20 protein-coding genes are annotated in these 20,123 nt (G+C 73.0%); 7 read left to right on the plus strand and 13 right to left on the minus strand.

Going from position 1 to position 20,123, the window contains the following annotated elements:
* Nucleotides 1–68: 68 nt before the first annotated feature.
* The 8 genes from LIV37_RS47830 to LIV37_RS47865 all read right to left on the minus strand — a co-directional run bounded on the left by LIV37_RS47830 (nucleotide 69) and on the right by LIV37_RS47865 (nucleotide 8,744).
* On the minus strand, nucleotides 69–1,307 hold the full coding sequence (locus tag LIV37_RS47830) for a S1 family peptidase (protein ID WP_121826511.1): 1,239 nt from the start codon (nucleotides 1,305–1,307) through the stop codon (nucleotides 69–71).
* A 110-nt stretch (nucleotides 1,308–1,417) separates the two neighbouring features.
* Complete coding sequence (locus tag LIV37_RS47835) at nucleotides 1,418–2,443, minus strand: ABC transporter ATP-binding protein (RefSeq protein ID WP_020874294.1); 1,026 nt, start codon at nucleotides 2,441–2,443, stop codon at nucleotides 1,418–1,420.
* Entirely contained in the window at nucleotides 2,440–3,498 is a 1,059-nt protein-coding gene (locus LIV37_RS47840) for an ABC transporter ATP-binding protein (protein ID WP_020874295.1), read from the minus strand. Before LIV37_RS47840 ends, LIV37_RS47835 begins: the two co-directional genes overlap by 4 nt.
* Nucleotides 3,476–4,399 (minus strand): ABC transporter permease, encoded by a 924-nt coding sequence (locus tag LIV37_RS47845; protein ID WP_121826510.1) that lies wholly within the window; start codon nucleotides 4,397–4,399, stop codon nucleotides 3,476–3,478. Before LIV37_RS47845 ends, LIV37_RS47840 begins: the two co-directional genes overlap by 23 nt.
* Nucleotides 4,396–5,415 (minus strand): ABC transporter permease, encoded by a 1,020-nt coding sequence (locus tag LIV37_RS47850; RefSeq protein ID WP_020874297.1) that lies wholly within the window; start codon nucleotides 5,413–5,415, stop codon nucleotides 4,396–4,398. Before LIV37_RS47850 ends, LIV37_RS47845 begins: the two co-directional genes overlap by 4 nt.
* On the minus strand, nucleotides 5,412–7,001 hold the full coding sequence (locus LIV37_RS47855) for an ABC transporter substrate-binding protein (RefSeq protein ID WP_121826509.1): 1,590 nt from the start codon (nucleotides 6,999–7,001) through the stop codon (nucleotides 5,412–5,414). Before LIV37_RS47855 ends, LIV37_RS47850 begins: the two co-directional genes overlap by 4 nt.
* Nucleotides 7,002–7,383: 382 nt before the next feature.
* Complete coding sequence (locus LIV37_RS47860) at nucleotides 7,384–8,337, minus strand: DsbA family oxidoreductase (RefSeq protein ID WP_020874299.1); 954 nt, start codon at nucleotides 8,335–8,337, stop codon at nucleotides 7,384–7,386.
* A complete protein-coding gene (locus tag LIV37_RS47865; protein ID WP_020874300.1) occupies nucleotides 8,334–8,744 on the minus strand; it encodes an RrF2 family transcriptional regulator in 411 nt (136 codons plus the stop codon). The genes LIV37_RS47860 and LIV37_RS47865 overlap by 4 nt, the downstream gene beginning before the upstream one ends.
* A 96-nt stretch (nucleotides 8,745–8,840) precedes the next feature.
* Here LIV37_RS47865 and LIV37_RS47870 point away from each other — a divergent pair, with 96 nt between their 5' ends.
* Together LIV37_RS47870 and LIV37_RS47875 are read left to right on the plus strand one after the other, a co-directional pair.
* Nucleotides 8,841–9,347, plus strand: a complete 507-nt coding sequence (locus tag LIV37_RS47870) for a cupin domain-containing protein (RefSeq protein ID WP_020874301.1) — start codon at nucleotides 8,841–8,843, stop codon at nucleotides 9,345–9,347.
* A gap of 128 nt (nucleotides 9,348–9,475) precedes the next feature.
* Nucleotides 9,476–9,712, plus strand: coding sequence for a hypothetical protein (locus LIV37_RS47875; protein ID WP_020874302.1), 237 nt, complete (start codon nucleotides 9,476–9,478; stop codon nucleotides 9,710–9,712).
* 25 nt (nucleotides 9,713–9,737) lie between these two features.
* Here the strand turns inward: LIV37_RS47875 and LIV37_RS47880 are convergent, their stop codons facing one another.
* A complete protein-coding gene (locus tag LIV37_RS47880) occupies nucleotides 9,738–10,334 on the minus strand; it encodes a helix-turn-helix domain-containing protein (RefSeq protein ID WP_020874303.1) in 597 nt (198 codons plus the stop codon).
* Nucleotides 10,335–10,422: 88 nt separating this feature from the next.
* Between LIV37_RS47880 and LIV37_RS47885 the strand changes: the two genes are divergently transcribed.
* Nucleotides 10,423–11,070 (plus strand): class I SAM-dependent methyltransferase, encoded by a 648-nt coding sequence (locus LIV37_RS47885; RefSeq protein ID WP_020874304.1) that lies wholly within the window; start codon nucleotides 10,423–10,425, stop codon nucleotides 11,068–11,070.
* Between the two features lie 60 nt (nucleotides 11,071–11,130).
* Here LIV37_RS47885 and LIV37_RS47890 read toward each other — a convergent pair whose 3' ends face one another.
* From LIV37_RS47890 to LIV37_RS47900, 3 genes are all read right to left on the minus strand, one after another.
* Nucleotides 11,131–12,225, minus strand: a complete 1,095-nt coding sequence (locus LIV37_RS47890; protein WP_020874305.1) for an acyltransferase family protein — start codon at nucleotides 12,223–12,225, stop codon at nucleotides 11,131–11,133.
* Nucleotides 12,226–12,396: 171 nt separating this feature from the next.
* Entirely contained in the window at nucleotides 12,397–13,098 is a 702-nt protein-coding gene (locus LIV37_RS47895; RefSeq protein ID WP_020874306.1) for a DAK2 domain-containing protein, read from the minus strand.
* A gap of 50 nt (nucleotides 13,099–13,148) precedes the next feature.
* Nucleotides 13,149–14,147 carry a dihydroxyacetone kinase subunit DhaK gene (locus LIV37_RS47900; protein ID WP_020874307.1) on the minus strand — a complete coding sequence of 333 codons (999 nt, stop codon included), beginning with the start codon at nucleotides 14,145–14,147 and terminating at the stop codon, nucleotides 13,149–13,151.
* A 299-nt stretch (nucleotides 14,148–14,446) separates the two neighbouring features.
* Here LIV37_RS47900 and LIV37_RS47905 point away from each other — a divergent pair, with 299 nt between their 5' ends.
* The 3 genes from LIV37_RS47905 to LIV37_RS47915 all read left to right on the plus strand — a co-directional run bounded on the left by LIV37_RS47905 (nucleotide 14,447) and on the right by LIV37_RS47915 (nucleotide 17,762).
* On the plus strand, nucleotides 14,447–15,454 hold the full coding sequence (locus tag LIV37_RS47905; RefSeq protein WP_020874308.1) for a 1-aminocyclopropane-1-carboxylate deaminase: 1,008 nt from the start codon (nucleotides 14,447–14,449) through the stop codon (nucleotides 15,452–15,454).
* Nucleotides 15,455–15,617: 163 nt separating this feature from the next.
* On the plus strand, nucleotides 15,618–16,415 hold the full coding sequence (locus LIV37_RS47910) for an SDR family oxidoreductase (protein WP_020874309.1): 798 nt from the start codon (nucleotides 15,618–15,620) through the stop codon (nucleotides 16,413–16,415).
* Between the two features lie 177 nt (nucleotides 16,416–16,592).
* Nucleotides 16,593–17,762, plus strand: coding sequence for a sialidase/neuraminidase family protein (locus LIV37_RS47915; RefSeq protein WP_020874310.1), 1,170 nt, complete (start codon nucleotides 16,593–16,595; stop codon nucleotides 17,760–17,762).
* Between the two features lie 32 nt (nucleotides 17,763–17,794).
* Here LIV37_RS47915 and LIV37_RS47920 read toward each other — a convergent pair whose 3' ends face one another.
* Nucleotides 17,795–18,412, minus strand: a complete 618-nt coding sequence (locus LIV37_RS47920) for a TetR/AcrR family transcriptional regulator (protein ID WP_158634999.1) — start codon at nucleotides 18,410–18,412, stop codon at nucleotides 17,795–17,797.
* 79 nt (nucleotides 18,413–18,491) lie between these two features.
* On the opposite strand from LIV37_RS47920, the gene LIV37_RS47925 reads away from it, so the two are divergent.
* Nucleotides 18,492–20,042, plus strand: coding sequence for a nitrilase-related carbon-nitrogen hydrolase (locus LIV37_RS47925; RefSeq protein WP_020874312.1), 1,551 nt, complete (start codon nucleotides 18,492–18,494; stop codon nucleotides 20,040–20,042).
* The last annotated feature ends 81 nt before the right edge of the window (nucleotides 20,043–20,123 follow it).

Below are 20,123 nucleotides of genomic sequence, written 5' to 3' on the forward strand. Positions count from 1 at the left end.
GCCGCCCGGCCCGGCGCGGCTCCCGGGGTGTCCCGCGGTGACGGCGCGGGACACCCGGTCGCGTGGGATCAGCCGTTGTCGGCTGCCCCACCGGCGCCGTCCGCGCCCGCGCCGTCCCCGGCGGCCCCGGAGCCGTCAGCAGCGTCGCCGCCCGCCGCGCCAGCGTCGTCCGCCGCGCCGCCGCCTCCGGCCGCGCCGCCGTCCCCGATCTGCGCACCGACCGCCTCCAGCGCGGTCGTCACCGGCTGGAAGAAGGTCTCCCCGCCGGAGGTGCAGTCACCGCTGCCGCCGGAGGTCAGGCCGATGGCCTGGCCGTCCGCGCTGAACAGCGGGCCGCCGCTGTCGCCGGGCTCCGCGCAGACATCGGTCTGGATGAGCCCGCTGACCGTGCCCTCGGGGTAGTTGACCGTCGCGTCGAGACCGGTGACCGAGCCGTCGTTCAGCCCGGTGGTGCTGCCCATGCGCTGCACCTGCTGGCCCACCGTGGCCTCGCCCGCCGCGGTGATGTCCACGGTCTGGTCGCCGGTGTTCACCGTGCTGGGGGCCTCGGTGTTGGCGTCGTCGTAGGTGACCAGCGCGAAGTCCCCGTCACCCGGGAAGGTGGCGTCCTGCACGGTGCCGATCGCCGCGCCGTTCTGGGAGTCCGACCACTGCTCGGCGGCCACGCCGCAGTGACCGGCGGTGAGGAACGCCGGGGCGCCGCTGTCCGTGGTGACGTTGAAGCCGAGCGAGCAGCGCGCGCCGCCGCCGAAGATGGCGTCGCCGCCCGCGACGAAGGGCTTGAACTCGCCCGTGGACTTCTTCAGGGTGGCCATGCCGTCGCCCAGCGACTTCACGGTGGACTCGAGGGTGTCCCACTTCGCCCCGGTGACCGTGGAGTCCGCGGTGACCCGCAGCTCGTTGGTCTTGGGGTCCACCGACCAGGAGGTGCCCGGGATGGTCGCCTTGGTCTTGAGGGTCTTCGCGGCGGTCTGCAGCGCCTTGGTGCTGTTGTCGACCTTTCTGGCCACCGCCCCGGCGCTCTTGACCTGGACGTTCACATTGTTGTTGTCGCCGACGACATTGACGATGACCTGCTGCTTGTCCTTGTCGTAGTAGGCCCCGCCGAACGCCTCGCCCAGCTGCGACGCGAGCTCCGCGGCGATGTCCGCCGCCGACGCGGCGTCCACCTTCTTGGGCTGGGCCGCCTCGGCCTTGTCGTCCTGTGAGGCGTTGGCGTTGGGCAGGATGATCGCGGCTGCCGCCACGGCGGCGGCCCCGGCCCCCGCGAACACGATCTTTCGCTTGGGTACCCGTTTGTGGCTCAACTCATGACCTCCTGTTGGGGGGTTACGGGATCCGCTCATCCGCGACGAGCACGACCCGGCAGTGGATACGGGCGGGGCACGAGTTGCGTTCAGAGTGATTTAGGAGATCTTTACGGGGCCGCCCCCAGCAGCCCGGTCCCCGGCGGCCCCTGCGCGCTGACCGGGGCGGCGATCAGCTCGCGCCACTCGGACGCCCGGTGGCAGGCGGCCGTGCGCCCCCTGCCCACCGGGGCGGGTACGGGCCCGGTGCGGCAGGCGTCGGTGACGAACGGGCAGCGGTGGGCGAAGACACAGCCCTCCCGCGCCGTCCAGACGGGCGGTCCGGCCGACGGGCGCAGCGCCGCCGCGCCCGGCCCCTCCTCGGCGCGTACGCTCGGCGCGGAGGCGAGGAGCAGCGCGGTGTACGGATGCAGGGGCCGGCCGAACACCTCCCGTACGGGGCCCTGTTCCACCGCCCGGCCGCGGTAGAGCACCGCCACCCGGTCGGCGATGCCCGCCAGCGAGCTGAGGTCGTGCGAGATGACCACGACGGCCATGCCGCGCTCGGTGCGCAGCCGGTCCAGCAGCCGCAGCACCCGGTTGCGGTTGGAGGCGTCCAGGGCGCTCACCGGCTCATCGGCGATCAGCAGCCGGGGCCGGGTGACGATCGCCCGCGCGAGCAGCACCCGCTGGCGCTGACCACCCGAGATCGATCCCGGCAGCCGATCGCCGAGCCGCGCCGCGTCCAGGCCCACCGTCTCCAGCGCCTCGGCCACGCGGGCGGCGATGTCCGTGTCGCCGAGGTCCCGCGCCACATCGAGCGGCTCGGCCACGGCCCGCCGGACCGTCAGCTCCGGGTCCAGTGCCCGCAGCGGATCCTGGAACGCGTAACTCAGCTGCCCCGAACGGCGGAACGCGCGCAGCCCCCGCCCCCGCAGCCCGGAGATCTCGCGCCCGTCGAAGACCACCCGCCCCGAGCGCGGAGGGACCAGCCCCACGGCCGTACGGGCCAGTGTGGTCTTGCCGGATCCGGTCTCCCCGATGACCCCGACGATCTCCCCCTCGCCCACGGACAGTTCCACGCCATCGAGCACCGGCCGGGCACCCCGCCGGCCGAAGGCCACGGTCAGCCCGGAGAGCTCCAGCAGCCCGCTCATACCGCCACCCCCTGAGTGGAGCGCCCACCGGCCCGCGACAGATCGAGTTCCTCGCCGCGGACACACCGCACCCGCCGTCCGTCGGCGGTCTCCCGCAGCGGCACCGGACCGCTGAGGCATTCGGGCGCGGCGAACGCGCAGCGGTCCGCGAACCGGCAGCCCGGCAGCCGCGCGCCCACCTCGGGCGGCGCGCCGGGGATCACCTCCAGCTCGCGCCGCTCCCAGTCGCCGACCGTGGCCACGCGCAACAGCGCCTCGGTGTACGGATGCAGGGGATCGTTCAGCACCCGCTCGGCCGGGCCGTCCTCGACCAACTCCCCGGCGTAGGCCACCAGAACGCGGTCGCACACCTCGGCGATCACCGCCAGGTCATGGCTGACCAGCAGCAGCGCCAGATCCTGCTCGGCGCGCATCCGGGCCAGCAGCTCCAGGACCTCGGCCTGGACCACCACATCCAGCGCGGTGGTCGCCTCGTCCGCCACCAGCAGATCCGGTGCGCAGGCGACCGCCACGGCGATCAGCACACGCTGCAGCATTCCGCCGGACAGCTCGTGCGGATGGCGCCGGGCCACCTCGGCCGGGTCGTGCAGCCCGACCGCGGCGAACAGCTCGACGGCCCGCGCATCGGCCCGCGCCCGGTCAAGGCCCAGCTTCACCCGCAGCACTTCGGTCAATTGACGCCCCACGGTCAGCGAGGGGTTGAGATACGAGGCGGGGTCCTGGAACACTGCGCCTACCCGGGTGCCCCGTACGCGGTCCCACTCCCGGCGGGACAGCCCGGTCAGCGTCTCACCGGCCAGCGTGATCTCGCCCTCGGACACCGCACAGCCCGCGGGCAGCAGCCCGAGCACCGACCGGCAGATGAGGGTCTTGCCGCTGCCGGACTCGCCGACCAGGCCGACGGCCTCACCGCGGCCCACGGTGAACGACACATCGCGTACGGCCGTCAGTCGCCCGGACAAGACGGTGACGCCGAGCCCCTGGACCGACAGCGCGGCCGACGGGTCAGTGGGCGCGCCGGGTGTGGCGGGGTCAGACGACGGGGAGTGCGGCATCGGCCCGCTCCTTGGTGGTGTCGGGGGATTCGGCGGCCGCGGCGGGGGAGCCGGTGGCCGGGTCAGGAGCGCCGCCGGGCAGCAACTCGTCCGCCCCGGCGTCACGTACGGCGTCGGCGAGCAGATTGAGCGCACCGGCGGTGATGACGATCAGCGCGGCCGGGAACACCGGCGCCCAGATCTGCTGGGTGAGGAAGCCCAGATCGGTGGCGAGCATGCCGCCCCAGGTGGCGGCGGGCGGCTGCACACCGACCCCGAGGAAGGTCAGCGAGGAGACCACCAGCAGACAGGTGGCCAGCGCGTGGGCGGCCGTGACGATGACCGTCGGCAGGACCTTGCTCCAGATATGGGTGCGCAGCACCCGCCCCACCGAGGCGCCGAACAGCTCGGCCGACTCCACGTACTGGGCGTGCCGCAGGCTCAGGGCGGCGGCGCGGGTCATCCGGAAGAACAGCGGGGCGTAGAGCACCCCGAGCGCCAGCATGGCCTGGTGCATCCCGTTGCCCAGCGCGCCCACCACCGCGATGGCGAACACGGTGAACGGCAGCGTCATCAGCGCGTCGACGGCGCGCTGCGCGAGCCACTCGCCCACCCGCCCCATCCACAGCGAGGCCAGCCCGGTCGGCACCCCGACCGCCATCGCGGCGGCCACCGCCTCCACGGCGCCCGCCACCGAGCGGCCACTGCCCTCCAGCAGCCGGCTGAGCACATCGCGGCCCAGGTAGTCGGTGCCCAGAAGATGGCCGGGGCCGGGCCCGCGCAGCATGTTCCGGGGGTTCTGGGCCAGCGGGTCATGGGGCGCGAGCCAGCCGCCGAACACCGCCAGCAGCGCGATGGCCAGCAGCACCAGCAGCGCCACCTTGGCGGAGGCCGGCCGCCAGGCCCGTCGCAACGTCCTCATCGCCGCGTCACCCCCCGGCGCCGGGCGGCCGGATTCAGCGCGAGCAGCGCCGCGTTGACGGCCACATTGACCACCAGCACCACCGCGATGGTCACCAGCAGCGTCCCCTGGATCACCGGGATGTCGTGCTGCTCCGCCGACTGCAGGGTGAGCTGGGCCAGCCCGGGCAGCGCGAAGATCTGCTGGGTGACCACCGCGCCGCCGAGCAGCATCGGCACGCTCATCCCGAGCGCCGTCAGCGCGGGGCCCGCGGCGTTGCGCAGGGCGTGGCCGAACACCACCCGCCGGGCGGGCAGTCCGCGCATCACCGCGCCCGTCACATAGTTCTCCCGCAACGTTCCCACCAGCGAGGTGCGCAGCTGACGGGCGATGGCGGCCGCGGCCTCCAGGCTCAGCGCGAACGCGGGCATCACGGTGTACCGCAGCCACTGCGCGGGGTCCATGTCCAGCGGCACATAACCACCGGACGGCAGCCACCCCAGCTTCAGCGAGAACACCGTGACCAGCACGATGGCCACGACGAAACCCGGCAGCGTGCCGAGCAGCGCGCACAGCGCGGTCACGGCGCGGTCCAGCCGTCCGCCCGCCCTGAGCGCGGCGGCGACACCGGCGGCCCCGCCCAGCACCACCGCGATCAGCAGCGCGAGCCCGGCGATGGACAGATCCACCGGAATGGCCTGCCGGATGCTCGTCGCCACCGGGACCGTGGTGAACCACGAGCGGCCCAGGTCGCCGGTGAAGGCATGCCCGAGCCAGGACAGGTACTGCTCCCACAGCGGCCGGTCGAGGCCGAACTGATGGTTCATCCGGGCGATGTCGGCGGGCGTCGCCGTCTCGCCGAGCACGGCCGCCGCCGGATTGGCCCCGGAGAGCGCGCCGAGACCGAAGGTCAGCGCGGACGACAGCAGGAACACCGTGCCCGCCGTGGCGAGGACCCGGCCGAGCGAGCGCGGCAGACGGGCCGGGCGTACGGCCTTACCTCGCGTACGCGTGAGGCGTGCGGCGAGCGTGGTCATCCGGCCGTCACCCCCTCGAACCGCTGTACCACCGGGAGCGAGGGGATGGCGGAGACGGAGGACGTACGGGCGAGGGCGCGCGGCACCGTGTAGAGGAATACGTTCGGCATCGTGCGCACCGCCACCGCGGTGGCCGCCCGCAGCACCTCCGGATAGCGCGGCGACTCCAGCGGGGTGCGGCGCACCGCGGCCACGGCCGCGTCCAGTTCGGGCGTGGTACGGCGTGCGGGGTTCATCAGCCCCTCCGCGCCGAAGAGCACCTGCATGGCCTGCACCGGTGACTCCCGCCCGGCGAACTGGTCGATGTACAGGGCGCGCGAGTGCTGGACGTACACCACCTGGGACGCCCGCGCCTCGGGGATGACCTCGATCCGGGCCCGGAACCCGACCCGGTTCAGCTGCGCCTGCAGTTGCTCGGGCGCGCCCTGCGGCTGGGCGGTGGTGATGGTCACCTCGACACCGCCGTGATACCCGGCCTCCCGGAGCAGTGCGCGCGCCCGCCCCGGATCGTGCCGGTACACCGCGCCGAGCGACGGGTCGAAGCCCGTATAGCCGGGCGGGAAGGGCTGGTGGTCCACCTCGCCATGGCCGAACTGCTCGCTGTCCAGGAGGGCCTGGCGGTCCACGGCGTACTTCAGGGCCTTGAGGACGGCGGGGTCGTCGAAGGGCTTCATGGAGGTGTTCACGTCCAGGACGCGCACCACCATCGACGGGATGAGCTGCACCGTGAATCCGGCCTCACGCGCCGCCTCGACCTGGCTGAACGGGATCTGGGCCACATTGAGCCGCCCGGACTGGAGCGCGGCGAGCGCCGTGGTCTCATCGGGCTTGGGAAACGCCTCGAAGCGCTCGACGGCGATGTGCCCGGCGTTCCAGTAGCCGGGGTCGCGGCGCAGGCTCGCCATGGAGTTCTGGGTGTACGACACCAGCCGGAACGGGCCGTGGCCGACCGGCCTGGTGGCCAGCCGCGCCTCGTCCTTCCCGAACGCGGCGGGGCTGACCACCATGCCGGTCTTCCCGGCCAGCAGCGCGGGCAACTGGTAGTCGGCCTCGGTGAGTTCGAGGACCACGGTGTGCGGGTCGGTGGCCCGTACCGCGTCGATGCTGGTCAGCTGGGAGGCAATCAGGGACTTGGGGTGGTTCTTGCCGCGTTCGAGGCTCTTCCTGACGGCCTCGGCGTTCACCGGTGTGCCGTCGGAGAACCGCAGTCCCCGGCGGAGGGTGAAGGTGAGCCGCCGGCCGTCGTGGGAGTAGCGCCAGGAGGAGGCGAGGGCGGGCTTGGCGCCGCCCTTGGCATCGAGTCGGGTCAGCCCGGAGTAGACGAGCGACAGCAGATGGACATCCCAGCCCTTGGAGGAGAACACCGGGTCCCAGGTGGAGGGCAGGTCCCAGCCCCAGCGCAGGGTCTCGCCCCCGCCGCCCGCGCCGGTGGTCGCCACCCCGCCGCAGGCGGCCAGCAGCAGGGAGCCACCCGCCCCCAGGGCCAGCCCGAGCACGGAGCGCCGGTCCGGCGCGGGGGCCGGAGCGGGGCCCGGTGGCGGATCGGGCGGACGGCGGACGGGAGGTGGCGGGGCGGCGGGAGTCATGGCTGGACGTCGCCTTTCGTGGTGTCAACCGCCCCCGGACGGCGCGGATTCACAGCCGTACGCGGCCGCACACGTCAGCGAGGGCACGCGGACGGGCAGCGGTCGGGAAGGCCGGCAGCGGTGGGCCCGGGGAGGAAACGGGGAAAACGAGGGGGACGAGCGACACAAGGCGCTCGGGACGCGGCGGACCGCGGTGGACCGTCGCGGATCGCGGATCGCGGAACCGAAAAGGGGCGATCAGCGACAGATGGCGCTGGCGGTGCGCCGGAAGTCCACGTATCGGCACACCACACCGGGGTGCGTCGTCAGCATGTGTCCATGGTGAGGGGCGAGGACCGGCGAAGTCAATGGACACCTTTCGGTGTCTCATTCGCCAAGACGGCTACGACCTGGGGCTTTTCGACTCCGCGGCGGCGATGAGCGCCGGATGGGTGGCCGCCTCGTCCGGGTGCAGCCACAGTGGCCCGCCCGCCGTGTCGACCCGTACGGCCGCGGGCGGGGGAGTGGTTCCGCCCGTCAGGAGGGACAGATCGGGCCCGGTCAGGCTTCGGTACCTCGCCAGGGCCTCCCCGGGGCCGATCGGCGCCGTCTCCCAGGGCCGGCGGGGAGCCACCGTGCGCAGCGCCGCGAGGTACTCGGGCAGGCTCCGCCACCCCGGTGCGGCCACGCGCCCGCCGGGGCCGGAGAACACCAGCGTGGGCAGCGCGTAGCGCACCCCGTCGCCGGTTTCCTTCACGCCCGTGCCATGCGGCCCCGGTGCGTGGAAGGCATGCGCCTCCGGGATGGGGGCACGGGCCTCGGCGTGGTCCCGCCGGACGGCCGCCACCACCTCCGGGTCGCCCAGCTCCGCGCCCAGCCGCCCCACATCGACACCGTCGAGGCCGGTCACGGCGGACCGCACCCGTTCCGCCGTATCGGCCGGAGTGCCCAGCACGAACGTGGTCTCGCGCAGCCGCCGCAGCACCCGCTCCGCGGCCGTCGGGCCCTGCCGCTCGGCCGCCTTCGCGGCGAGCGAGGCGGGCCGGCTGGTGGCCGCCACCCAGCCCAGCCGGTGGGCGTACGGCGCCCGGGTATGGCGGGCGATATCGGTGATGTAGCGGCCGTACCAGGCGGTCTCGGCGGCCGGATCCGGTGCCGGATCGTCGTCCTCGTCGAAGAGGATGCCGAACACCCGGCGCCAGCGGGCCCGCCCCGCGGTGAGCGCCCGCAGCAGGCGGAACGCGGGCTCGGAGCCCCACGCCCACGGGCAGGCCGGATCGGTGTACTCCACGACCTCGACGGCCCCGTCGCCGTCCGCCCCGGGGTGCCGGAGGCGGTCGGGGCGTACGGACGTCATGCGGCCAGCCGTTCGCGGACCAGATCGCTCAGGGCGGTGGAGGTCAGCACCTGGCGCACATGCGCCTCCATCCCGCGCCACACCCCGGGCAGCCCGGCCGCCGGACCGCGGTAGCCGAGGTCGTCCAGCCGCTCGCCGCGCAGCGTCAGGAACGCGCCGTCCACCGCGAGCACGATGTCCGCGAGGGTGGTCTCGGCGGGGTCGCGGGCCAGCCAGTAGCCACCCTCGCAGCCGCGCTGGCTGCGCACCAGACCGGCCTGGCGCAGATCGCGGAAGACCGCCTTGAGGAACCGGAAGGGAATGTCCTGGGAGGTCGCTATCGCCTCACACGTGAGCGGCCTGCCGGTGTCCGCGGCCAGCTCCGCCAGCGCCCGGACCGCGTAGTCCGCCTTCGCCGAGATCTGCATACGGCCATTATGCAGCGTGGATTTCACGGTGTTGTGCCTGGTGAGCGAAAGGACACCTGTTGACATCCATTACCGGTGCTTTCTACGGTCGGGGGCATGACGACGCCCGGCGGCGAGCCCGCGCAGCAGCACGACGCGTTCCATCCGCATCTGAACGCCACCGCCCCCGACGGTCCGTTGCGGTCGCGTCTGCACCACATCCGCACCGAGGACGTCGACCCCGGCACCGCCCAGACCGAGGGCATGCGGCGGTTCGCCGCGATCAGCGGCCAGTCGGTGGGGTCCGAGCGGCTCTGGATGGGCCAGACCCATGTGGCGCCGGACACCGTCTCCGCCAACCACCACCACGGCGAGTCCGAGACGGCCATCTTCGTGGTGCGGGGCCACCCCGAGTTCGTCTTCGCCGAGGAGCGGGACGGACACGTCGAGGAGATCAGGCTGCGCACCCGGCCGGGCGACTACATCTTCGTACCGCCCTATGTGCCGCACCGGGAGGAGAACCCGGACCCCGACGACGAGGCGGTGGTGGTCATCGCCCGCAGCACCCAGGAGGCCGTCGTGGTCAACCTGCCGGAGCTGTATGTGCTGGAGGGCGGGGAGTAACCGGCCGCGCGCACGGATGGCCGCATCGGACCGCTCGGCCGCATCGGACCGGCCGGCCGTGCATCCGCCCGGCGCTCGTGGGTAATCGCCTCTGCTGTGCCCCCTCCATCGACGAAAGGAGCGGCATCGTGAGCGACGACCGGCGACCGGAGGAGCGCGAGGAGCGGGGCGGGATCCCCAGGGACCTCCCCGACCAGCAGGCGCAGGACGGGCCCGACCACCTGGATGTGGCGGGCGCCGGCCACGAGCCGGGCGATGTGGACGACCTCCCCGAGACGGACGAGTCCGGCACCGGACGGGAGGGGAGGCCGCAGACCGGGAGCGTGCACCCCGAGCAGCCCGTCCCGGACGAGCCCTCGGGGTGAACGCCCCCGGTGACACGGGGACGGGTCAGGTACCGGCGGGGCGGGCGCGGACATGGATGCGCTCGCCCTGCGCCCCGAACAGGGAGAGGAACTCCACCGGCTGGTCCCCGGCGTTGGCGAAGCCATGGGGGGTGCGGGTGTCGAATTCGGCGGCCTCGCCGGCCGCGAGCACCAGATCGTGCTCACCCAGCGCCAGTCGCAGCCGCCCGGAGAGCACATAGAGCCATTCGTAGCCCTCGTGCACCCGCTGCTCCAGCGGTTCGTCCCTGCTGCCCTGCGACCGGGGCGGCATGATCTGCTTGTACGCGTGCAGCCCGCCCAGATAGCGGGTCAGCGGAATGAACGTCTGGCCGTGCCGGGAGAACGGCCGTGGATGGACGCGGGGATCCCCGGTGGCCGGCGCCCCCACCAGCTCGTCCAGCTGCACTCCGTACGCCTTGGCCAGCGGCAGCAGCAGCTCCAGGGTCGGCTTGCGCTGCCCCGACTCCAGCCGCGACAGGGTGCTCAGCGAGATGCCCGTCGTCTCGCTGAGCTGGGCGAGGGTCGTGCCACGGGTGCGCCGCAGCGCCCGCAGCCGGGGTCCTACGGCGGTCAGCACCTCGGTGAGGTCTTCGTCAGCCATACTTTCATTTGCCACCCCGGCAAAGAAGTTTGTCAAGTGGCCACGGCCGGACGCACTCTTATGACCCAGCGAAGGGAGCGCATCCGACATGACCACCAAGCCGCACGGCATCTCGCCCGACACCACGCACGGGGAGTTCTGGGACACCTTCTACAGCGCCGAGGACCGCGTCTGGAGCGGCAGGCCCAACGCCGCCCTGGTGCGTGAGGTCACCGGGCTGACCCCCGGCCACGCACTGGATCTGGGCTGCGGCGAGGGCGCCGACGCCATCTGGCTCGCCCGGCAGGGCTGGCGGGTCACCGCCGTCGACGTCTCCCAGGTGGCCCTGGACCGCGGCGCCGGACACGCGGCGTCGGAAGGTGTCGCCGACCGCATCGAATGGCAGCCGCACGACCTGTCCGTGTCCTTCCCGGCCGGCACCTTCGACCTGGTCTCCACCTACTTCCTCCACTCCTGGCTCGAGCTGCCCCGGGAGCGGATCCTGCGCAGCGCCGCGGGCGCCGTCGCACCGGGCGGAGTGCTGCTGATCACCGGACACGCCGGATTCCCGTCCTGGGCGACTGACCCCGATCCGGACATCCACTTCCCGACCCCCGAGGAGGTGCTCGCCGGGCTCGACCTCGCGGACGGGGAGTGGGACGTCCTCGTCAGCGAGGCCCACGAGGAGAAGATGACCGACCCCGAAGGAAAGCCGGCCACCCGCGTCGACAACACCGTGAAGGTCCGCCGCCGCTGACGGGGATTCCCGGCCGCCGACGGGGAAGCGCCCCGCCGCCCTCAGGGAGCGCCGGCCGCCTCAGGAACCGGCTGACGAACCGGTGCGCCGGAACGCCCAGTCCATGCGTGGCTCCACCAGAGCGCGCAGGACCCGCCGCACCGGCTCCGTGCACAGTGCGGTGATCATGAGCACCGCGGCCGCCGTGACGGCGAGTTCCCCGAGCGGGGTGTGCAGCCACGGATGGTCGTACCAGTCCCAGAAACGGGACGACTTGATGATGAAGCCGTGCAGCAGATAGCCGTACAGCGTGCCCGAGCCGAGCGCGGTGAACCAGGTCCGGCGCCCCGGCACCCAGGCCAGGAAACAGGCCGTCAGCACCAGCGCCAGACCGAAGAGGGCGGGGGTGGTGAGCAGACCGGCCCAGGACGGTACGCCGTCCAGCTTGGCGACGCTCTTGCGGTGGTAGAACCACTCCGCGTCCATCCAGGGCGCCACCGCGTACGCCGTGCACAGGGCGAAGGCCGCCACCGGAAGGGCGGCCAGCCGGGCGCGCCGGGTCCGCAACCGGGTGAAGTGGTCCGGGCGCAGGGTGAGCCCGACCACGAAGAACGGGAGGAACGCCAGCACCCGCTGGAGACCGAGATCCCCGCCGGCCTCCGGTGAGATCGAGGCCAGCGCGGCCACCGCCAGCGCGACCGGCACCGGATGGCGCAGCGCGAGCCACAGCGGGGTGGTGACCCGCCAGATGAACAGCGCGGCCAGGAACCACATCACGTACCAGGGGTCGAGCAGGCTGATCGGATAGCCCGGATCGTCCTGCGCCCAGCGGTAGAAGAGCGTGTACGCCACCTCGAAGACCAGGTACGGCACGACGACGCCCGTGAGCAGCCGCTTCACCCGCCCCGGCGCCATGTCGAAACTCCGCGAGAAGTAGCCCGATATGAGGGCGAACGCGGGCATGTGGAACGCGTACACCGTCAGGTAGATCGCGGTGGCCGCCCGGCTGCCGTAGGTGAGCGGCTCCCATGCGTGGCCGCACGCCACCAGCACGATGGTGAGGTACTTCGCGTTGTCGAAGTACGGGTCGCGCGTCCGGCCTCCGGTCGCGCCGCCTTCGCGTGGCCGTGGCACGGCCGGTGGCGTGGTCACATGGGCGGCGGTCTCCTGCTGCACAGATTCTCCCGGACACCTTTGATCGAGCCGACAGTCGAATCCTGGTCGTCTGCCCCGCTCTGCTCCTCTCATGCGGGCCAGGACTCGGATCCCAGTACGTGCGGCCCGGCCGTGGCGTTCACCGGCGGGCGGCACGTTCCGGGGATCCCCTGATGGCCTCGGCCTTCCTCCTCAGGACACGGGGAGCCGGCCGATCGAGGTGAGCTCGGCGTGTGCGGAGGCGAACAGCAGGGCGACGGCCAGGGCGCCCGGGTCGGGTACGCCGCGCGAGTGGTCGCCGGTGTAGCTGGCGCGCCCGCGGCGGGCGCGCAGATCGGTCGTGGAGCGGGCGCCCCGATGGGCCGCCACCGCGGCCACATGGAGCGCGTGCGCGGGGTCGGCGGTGGGTTCGCAGGAGGCGAGGGCCCGCGCGGCGGGGACGAGGGCGTCCACCATCGTCTTGTCGCCCACCTCGGCCTCGCCGACCCGCTGGATCGCGGCCGCGCCGGCGGCGGTGCCGAGGGCCAGCGCCGCGGTCCCGGGTGGGGCGGCCGCCATCCCCAGCGCGTCCGCGAGCTCCTGGAAGAGCAGCCCGAACAGGGGGCCGCTGGTGCCGCCGACGTCGTCGAGGAAGACCCGCGCGGCGGCGTCCAGCGGCGCGTCCGGGCCCCGCCGGTCCCGCTCGCCGTTCCCGGCGCCCGCCGCCAGGGCGTCCAGCGCGCGGCGGACACCGTCCATCCCGGTGACCAGATTGGCGCCGAAGTCCCCGTCGCCCGCCTTCTGGTCGAGCGCGGTGAGCTCGGGTTCCACGGAGCGTACGGTGGCGGCGAACCGTGTCATCCAGTCCATGACGGCGGTGTGGGTGAGGCCCTTCGGGCCGGGCTGGTCGGGCATGAGCGGGGCAACTCCTCGGGGCGGTGGCGGGGTCACGGGGGCCGGACGGATCACAGGGGCCAGGCGGGGGTGCGGGCGGGGGCGTCCCACAGCCGCAGCGCCTCCGCGTCGGTGGCGAACAGGGTCAGCGAGAAGCCCCGCATGTCCAGGGCGCTCACGAAGGTGCCGGTCAGCGACCGGTCGAGGCCGACACCGCGGTCGTCCAGGGCCTTGGCGACCGCGTGGCGGATGCCGTACAGCTCCAGCGAGGTGATCGAGCCCAGCCCGTTGACCAGGGCGAGCACCCGTGACCCGGCGCTGTCCGGCAGCGCGGCCAGCAGCTGGTCGGTCATGGTCTCGACCAGCTTGCCGAGCGGTGCGTGCGGGGTGGTCCCCTCGGCCCGCTCGCCGTGGATGCCGACCCCGAACTCCAGGACGTTGTCGGGCAGGGTGAAGGCCGGTGTGCCGGACTGGGGCGTGGTGTGGGCGGCCGCGGCGACGGCGAGGCTGCGGGCCCGCCGGGTCACATCGGTGCCGAGCGCCACCAGGTCCTCGAGACCGCGGCCCTCGTCGGCGGCGGCGCCGAGGATCTTCTCGACGATCAGGGTGGCGCCGGTGCCGCGGCGGCCGACCGCGATGTCGTCGGAGTCGGTGGCGAGGTCGTCGTCGATGAGGAGACGGGCGCAGCGGATGCCCTCGTGGGCGAGGCGTTCGGCGGCGATGCCGAAGTTGATGCGGTCGCCGGTGTAGTTCTTGACGATGTGCAGCACCCCGTCGGCCCGGGCGACGGCCCGGCTGGCCTCGAAGATCTGCCGGTTGTGGGGCGAGGCGAAGATCCGGCCGGGGCAGGCGGCGTCCAGCATCCCCGTACCGAGGAAGCCGGAGTGCAGCGGTTCATGGCCGGAGCCGCCGCCCGAGACCAGCCCGACGCGGCGGGTGGGCGCGGTGTGGCGGGTGCGGAAATATCCGTGGTCGGGGTTGTAGGCGACGAGATCGGCATGGGCGGCGGCGAAGCCCGCGAGCGCGTCGGGAACGAGAGACTCGGGCGAGTCGCGGAAGTACTGGGGCATGGTCTCGGCTCCCTGGGCGAGTGGGGCGGGGACGGGGTGGACTCGGCGGTCGAGCGCCGTCTCGGCGGTACGAGGGCTCAGGCACAGATAGTCGCCGCGTCCCGGCGGCAGGGTGCTCAGGCTGGACAGCAGCGGGACCCCAACGGCCTACTGGCATACGCCGGTCGGGTACTGACGGGGGCGGCCTGGGAGGGCTCGGCTCGTGTGCCGGCGGGACGGTGGAGAGGGAACCGTGTGCCGAGGGGGAGGGGCGGGGCAGGGATCGGCGGATATCCGGCACCACCCACAAGGAGCCACCCATGTCCCTCGATGACTTCGAGCGCCACCCCCTGCTGTTCGGCCCCAGCCCGGTCCACCCCCTGGACCGGCTGAGCGAGCGTCTCGGCGGGGCGCGCGTCTGGGTCAAGCGCGAGGACTGCAACAGCGGACTGGCCTTCGGCGGCAACAAGACCCGCAAGCTGGAGTACCTCGTCCCCGACGCGCTCCGGAAGGGCGCGGACACCCTGGTGAGCATCGGCGGTGTGCAGTCCAACCACACCCGCCAGGTCGCCGCGGTGGCGGCGAAGCTGGGGCTGAAGGCCGTCCTGGTGCAGGAGAGCTGGGTGGACTGGCCCGACTCCGTCAACGACAAGGTGGGCAACATCCTGCTCTCCCGGCTCATGGGCGCGCGGGTGAAGCTGGTCGACGCGGGATTCGGCATCGGCTTCAAGGACAGCTGGAGCCAGGCCCTGGAGGACGTACGCGCCGAGGGCGGTACGCCGTATCCGATCCCCGCCGGGGCCTCCGACCATCCGCTGGGCGGTCTGGGCTTCGCCAACTGGGCGCGGGAGGTCCAGGAACAGGAGCGGGAGCTGGGGGTCTTCTTCGACACCATCGTGGTGTGCAGCGTCACCGGCTCCACCCAGGCGGGCATGATCGCGGGCTTCGCGGGCCAGGACCGCCCCCGCCGGGTCCTGGGCATCGACGCCTCCGCGAAACCGGCCGAGACCCGTGCCCAGGTGGAGAAGATCGCACGCGGGACCGCCGGGCTGATCGGCCTCGGCCGGGAGCTGCGCGATGAGGAGATCACCGTGCTGGAGGGCTGGGCCGGGGACCTCTACGGCGTCCCGGTCGACTCCACCATCGAGGCGATCCGGCTCACCGGAAGCCTCGAAGGGGTGATCCTCGACCCGGTCTACGAGGGCAAGTCCATGGCCGGGCTCATCGACCTCGTCCGCGACGGCGACATACCCAAGGACTCCAACGTGCTCTACGCCCACCTCGGCGGCCAGCCCGCGCTCAACGCCTACAGCGGCGCCTTCGGCTGAGAAGCCCGCCGGGAAGCGCGCCGGGAAGCCCGCCGGTAAGCCCGCCGAGAAGGAGGAACGGGGGCGATGGATGGCCTCCGCCGGGGTACCCGGTCCACGCCCCGGCCACGTGAACCCCGTGGCCTCCCCACCCCCGTAAGACCAGGGAGCCAGGGTGACGGATATGAACACCGGGAACGACCGGCACGCCGCAGGGGCCGCGCCCTCCTACGGCCCGCTGTCGGGCTGCATGGCGCTGGTGACCGGCGCGTCCAGTGGCATCGGAGCGGCCGCCGCCGTGGCGCTGGCCCGGCAAGGAGCCGATCTCGCACTGGTGGCCCGCCGTACCGAACGGCTGGAGGACCTGGCCGCCACGGTGCGGAAGGAGGGCCGCTCCGGCGTCGTCCTCACCGCCGATCTGCGGGACACGGCGCAGGCCCGCCGGTGCGTCGAGGACGCCGTCGAGCAGTGCGGACGGCTCGATGTGCTGGTGAACAACGCCGGCTTCGTGGTGCCCGGCAAGGTCGAGGAGAGCGACCCCGAGGGCTGGGAGCGGATGCTCGACCTCAACGTCAGGGCCGTGCTGCACACCTCCCAGCAGGCGCTGCCACATCTGCTGCGGACGGCGTCCGACGGCCCGCGCGGAGTGGCGGATGTGGTGAACGTCAGCTCGGTGGCCGGCCGGCTGGTACGTCCCGGCAACGGCGTCTACTCGGCCACCAAACACGCGGTGGGCGCCATGAGCGAGGCCATGCGCCAGGAGGTGACCGCCCGCGGTGTCCGGGTGGGGCTGGTCGAGCCGGGCATGGTCGCCACGGAGCTGACGACCGACAGCGCGATCGCCGCCGCCGGGCGCGGCATGCCGCGCGAGTCCTGGCTGCACCCCGAGGACATCGCCCGCGCGATCGCCTTCATGGTCACCCAGCCCTCGCACGCCGCCGTCAACGAGATCATGGTGCGCCCCACCGCCCAGGAGCACTGACCGCACCGCCCCGACCGCCCCGTTACGCCGTGGCGCAACGGGGCGGAGGCGCGTGCCGCCCCCGGCCCTCGCGAAGCCTGCGCAAGGGATTTACAACGTTGGAAATTCTCTCTAGCGTTGCGCCACGCAGGGCCCGGGCCCCTCTCCCCCTTCACCACTCCTCCCGAGGGAGCGTGCATGACCACGCCGTACCGAAGACTCCTGCCCACCCTGCTGACCCTCCTGGCCGTCCTGGGCTCGCTCCTGGCCCTCCAGGCACCCCCGGCCGCGGCCGCCTCCGGCACCCTGCTGCGCGACGGCACCGGCCTCTACCCCCGCGCCCTGCGCCTTCAGCACAGCGGCGCCGCCAACGGCCGCGTCCTCGCCTCGGTGGTCACCTTCCGCGGCTCGGACGGGCTCGGTGCCATCTACGAGAGCACCGACGACGGCGCCACCTTCCGGCAGGTGGGCGAGGTGGCCGACCCCGAGGCGTCGGGCGGACAGGGCGAATGCTGCGCCACCCTGTACGAACTGCCGCGGGCCGTCGGCGCCATGCCCGCGGGGACCCTGCTGTGGGCGGCCTCCATCGGCCAGGACGAGCCGGATCGCCGGATGGCCATCCGGGTCTTCCGCAGCAACGACCAGGGCCGTACCTGGTCCTATCTGTCCACCGTGGCCACCGCCCCCAACACCAAGGGACTGTGGGAGCCGGAGTTCTCCGTCGACTCCGGCGGACGGCTGGTGGCCCACTACTCGGACGAGACCGACCCCGCGCACAGCCAGAAGCTGGTCGCCGCCCGCAGCGCGAACGGGATCACCTGGACGGGCCACCACGCCACCGTCGCCAGCAAACTCGCCTCCGACCGGCCCGGTATGCCCATCGTGCGCAAACTGCCCGACGGCCAGTACTTCATGGCATACGAGATCTGCGCCGCCCAGGGGCAGTACTCATGCGTGGTCCACTACCGGACCTCGTGGGACGGCTGGGACTGGGGCGACCCCGCTCACCTCGGCTACCGTCCCGAGACCGCCGACGGGAAGTACTTCACCCATACGCCGAACCTCGCCTGGGCCCCTGAGCCCGGGAATCCCCGGGGCAAGCTGTTCCTCGTCGGTCAGGTCCTGAACAACGCCGACGGCACCACCGCCACCGGCAGCGGCGCCACCGTCTGGACCAACAGCAATGGCGGCACCGGAGCCTGGCGTTCGATCTCCGCACCGGTGCGGGTGGATTCCAAGGTGGTCGACTGGTGCCCCAACTACAGCTCGGCGCTGCTGCCCTCGGCGGACGGCAGCCGAGTGCTGGAGATCGCCACGGACTACGTGGGCACCGTGTGCAAGCCGTTCTACGCCACCGGGGGGAGCTGACCCGGCGGAACGCCCGCTGAGCGGCGCGGTGTTCACCGGGCCGCGGATCCCCCGTCCGGCCGTTCGGGGCCGGCGCCCAGCATGGTGCGTACGACTGTCTCCACCAGGGCGTCGGCCTCGGCGCGCGTCGGTGTGCCGAGCCGTTCGTCCAGCAGCAGTGTGCTCAGCCCATGGACGAGGGCCCAGATCCCGATCCGCAGCGCCTCGCGCCGCTCCGGTTCCGCGACGGCCGCGATGCGCTCCGCCACGATGGCGATCGCGGCGTCGGAGGCCGCGATGGTGTCGGGGTGGCTGCTGCACGCCTGCCCGAACATCAGGCGGTACACCCCGGGGTGGTCCAGCGCGTAGTCGACCGCCGCGCACGCCATGGCGATGACCTCCGCGTCGGGCTCCTCCCCGGGGGCGACCGCGGCGAGTCGTTCGCCCAGCTCCGTGAAGCCCCGGGTGGCGAGGGCGGCGAGCAGCGCCTCCTTGTCGCGGTAGTGGCGGTAGGGGGCGTTCGGGGAGACTCCGGCGTGCCGGGCGACCGCCCGCAATGACAGCTCGCCCGGGCCCTCGGTGTTGAGGAGCGCCAGAGCGGAGTCCAGCAGGGCCGCTCGCAGATCCCCGTGGTGGTACCCCGAGCCAGTGGATGTTGACAGTGTCCACACCTCCATCCTTCAATGTGGACATCGTACACATCGATGCGGGCCGGTCCGTGGGGACGCGGCCCGCGCACAGGAGTGCCCGATGACCGAACGACTCGCCCCGCCCGCTCAACGCCCCTGGCTGTGCCTGTGGGCCGGCGCCGCGGCGTCCTTGCTGTCCGTCGGCGGCCGGTTCGACGTGCCCCTGGCCGCATGGGTGGCGCCGCTGCTCCTCCTCCGCTTCCTGCGCCACGCCCGCCCGCTCGTCGCCCTGCCCACGGTGTTCGCCGTCACGGTGGCGTCGGCCGCGGTGTGGATGGCCGAACTCGCCGTACCCATCACCTGGCTCACCTTCCTGGGCGATGTGGCCTTCGGAGTGGCCTACGGTCTGCCGTATGCGGTCGACCGGCTGCTCGGCCCGCGCGCCGGCACCCTCGGCCGGGTGCTGCTGTTCCCCGCCGCGGCCATGTCCGTGGAATTCCTCCTCGGCACGTACGGCCCCTTCGGCACCGCGTACGGCATGCGGGCCGCGTCCCAGCACGCGAGCACCGCACTGCTGCAGATCACCGCGCTGACCGGGCCGTACGCCATCGCCTTCGTCATCGGGGCGGGAGCGACGATCGGCAATCTGGTCTGGGAGCGCGGGCCGCACCGGCCCGCGCCGCGCTGGGCCGCCGCCTACGCCACGGCCGTCGCGCTGATCGTCGTCGGCGGACAGCTCCGCACGATGTCCACGGACACGGGCGGCGACACCGTCAAAGTGGCGGGTATCAACCCGAGCCACGCGGCCATCGACGCCGAGACGGCGGTACACGGCGCCTCCCGGCTCGCCGTCACCGACCCGCGCCGCGTCGACCGGGCCGATGTGCGCCGGGCCATGGGACCCCTCCTGGACGACCTCTTCCGCCAGACCGCCCGGGCGGCCGCGGCCGGTGCGCGGATCGTCGTCTGGTCGGAGAACGCCGCGCGGGTGGCCGACGAGGACCACCGCACGTATCTGCGGCAGGCATCGGCGACAGCCGACGCCAACAACGTCTATCTCCTGGTGGCCGACCTGACGTATCTGCCGGACGCGCCCCACGGCAGGGACGAGACCCATCTCTTCGGCCCCGACGGCAGGAAGCTGTGGGACTACGAGAAGGCCCGGCCCATCCCCGGGCTCGAGATCTACACACCCGGCGACGGCCACGTGCCCGTCGTCGACACCCCGTACGGCCGGCTGGCGAACGTCATCTGCTACGACGCCGACTTCCCGGCGGGCAATCACATCGACGCCGACATCGTCTTCGTCCCCGGCGGCGACTGGCCCGAGATGGGGCGCACCCACACCGCCATGGCCGGGCTGCGCGCGATCGAGAACGGGTACGCGCTGGTCCGGCAGGACTTCAACGGCCAGTCCAGCGCCTACGACGCCACCGGACGGCTGCTGTCCACCCAGGACACCACCACCGACACGGGCGTCTGGTACGCCGACGTTCCCGTCGATGGTTCGCGCACCCCGTACTCCCGCACGGGCGACATCGTCTCCTGGGCCGTGCTCGCCGCCACCGTGGCCGCGGCGGTGGTCCTCGCCAGGCGCACCCGGCGCCACCCCGCTCCGCCATCCGGGTCCGCCTCCGCCGCGCGGGCGTCCGCCGTTGGCCCGGGCAGGTGACGGACACCGGCCGCGCCATGACCCGAACGCCGTACGGCGGTGGCCGGGGGAGCGGACCCGGGACACCTGCCGCGATGTGAC

It is taken from the genome of Streptomyces rapamycinicus NRRL 5491 (genome assembly GCF_024298965.1).
Taxonomy (GTDB): Bacteria; Actinomycetota; Actinomycetes; order Streptomycetales; family Streptomycetaceae; genus Streptomyces; species Streptomyces rapamycinicus.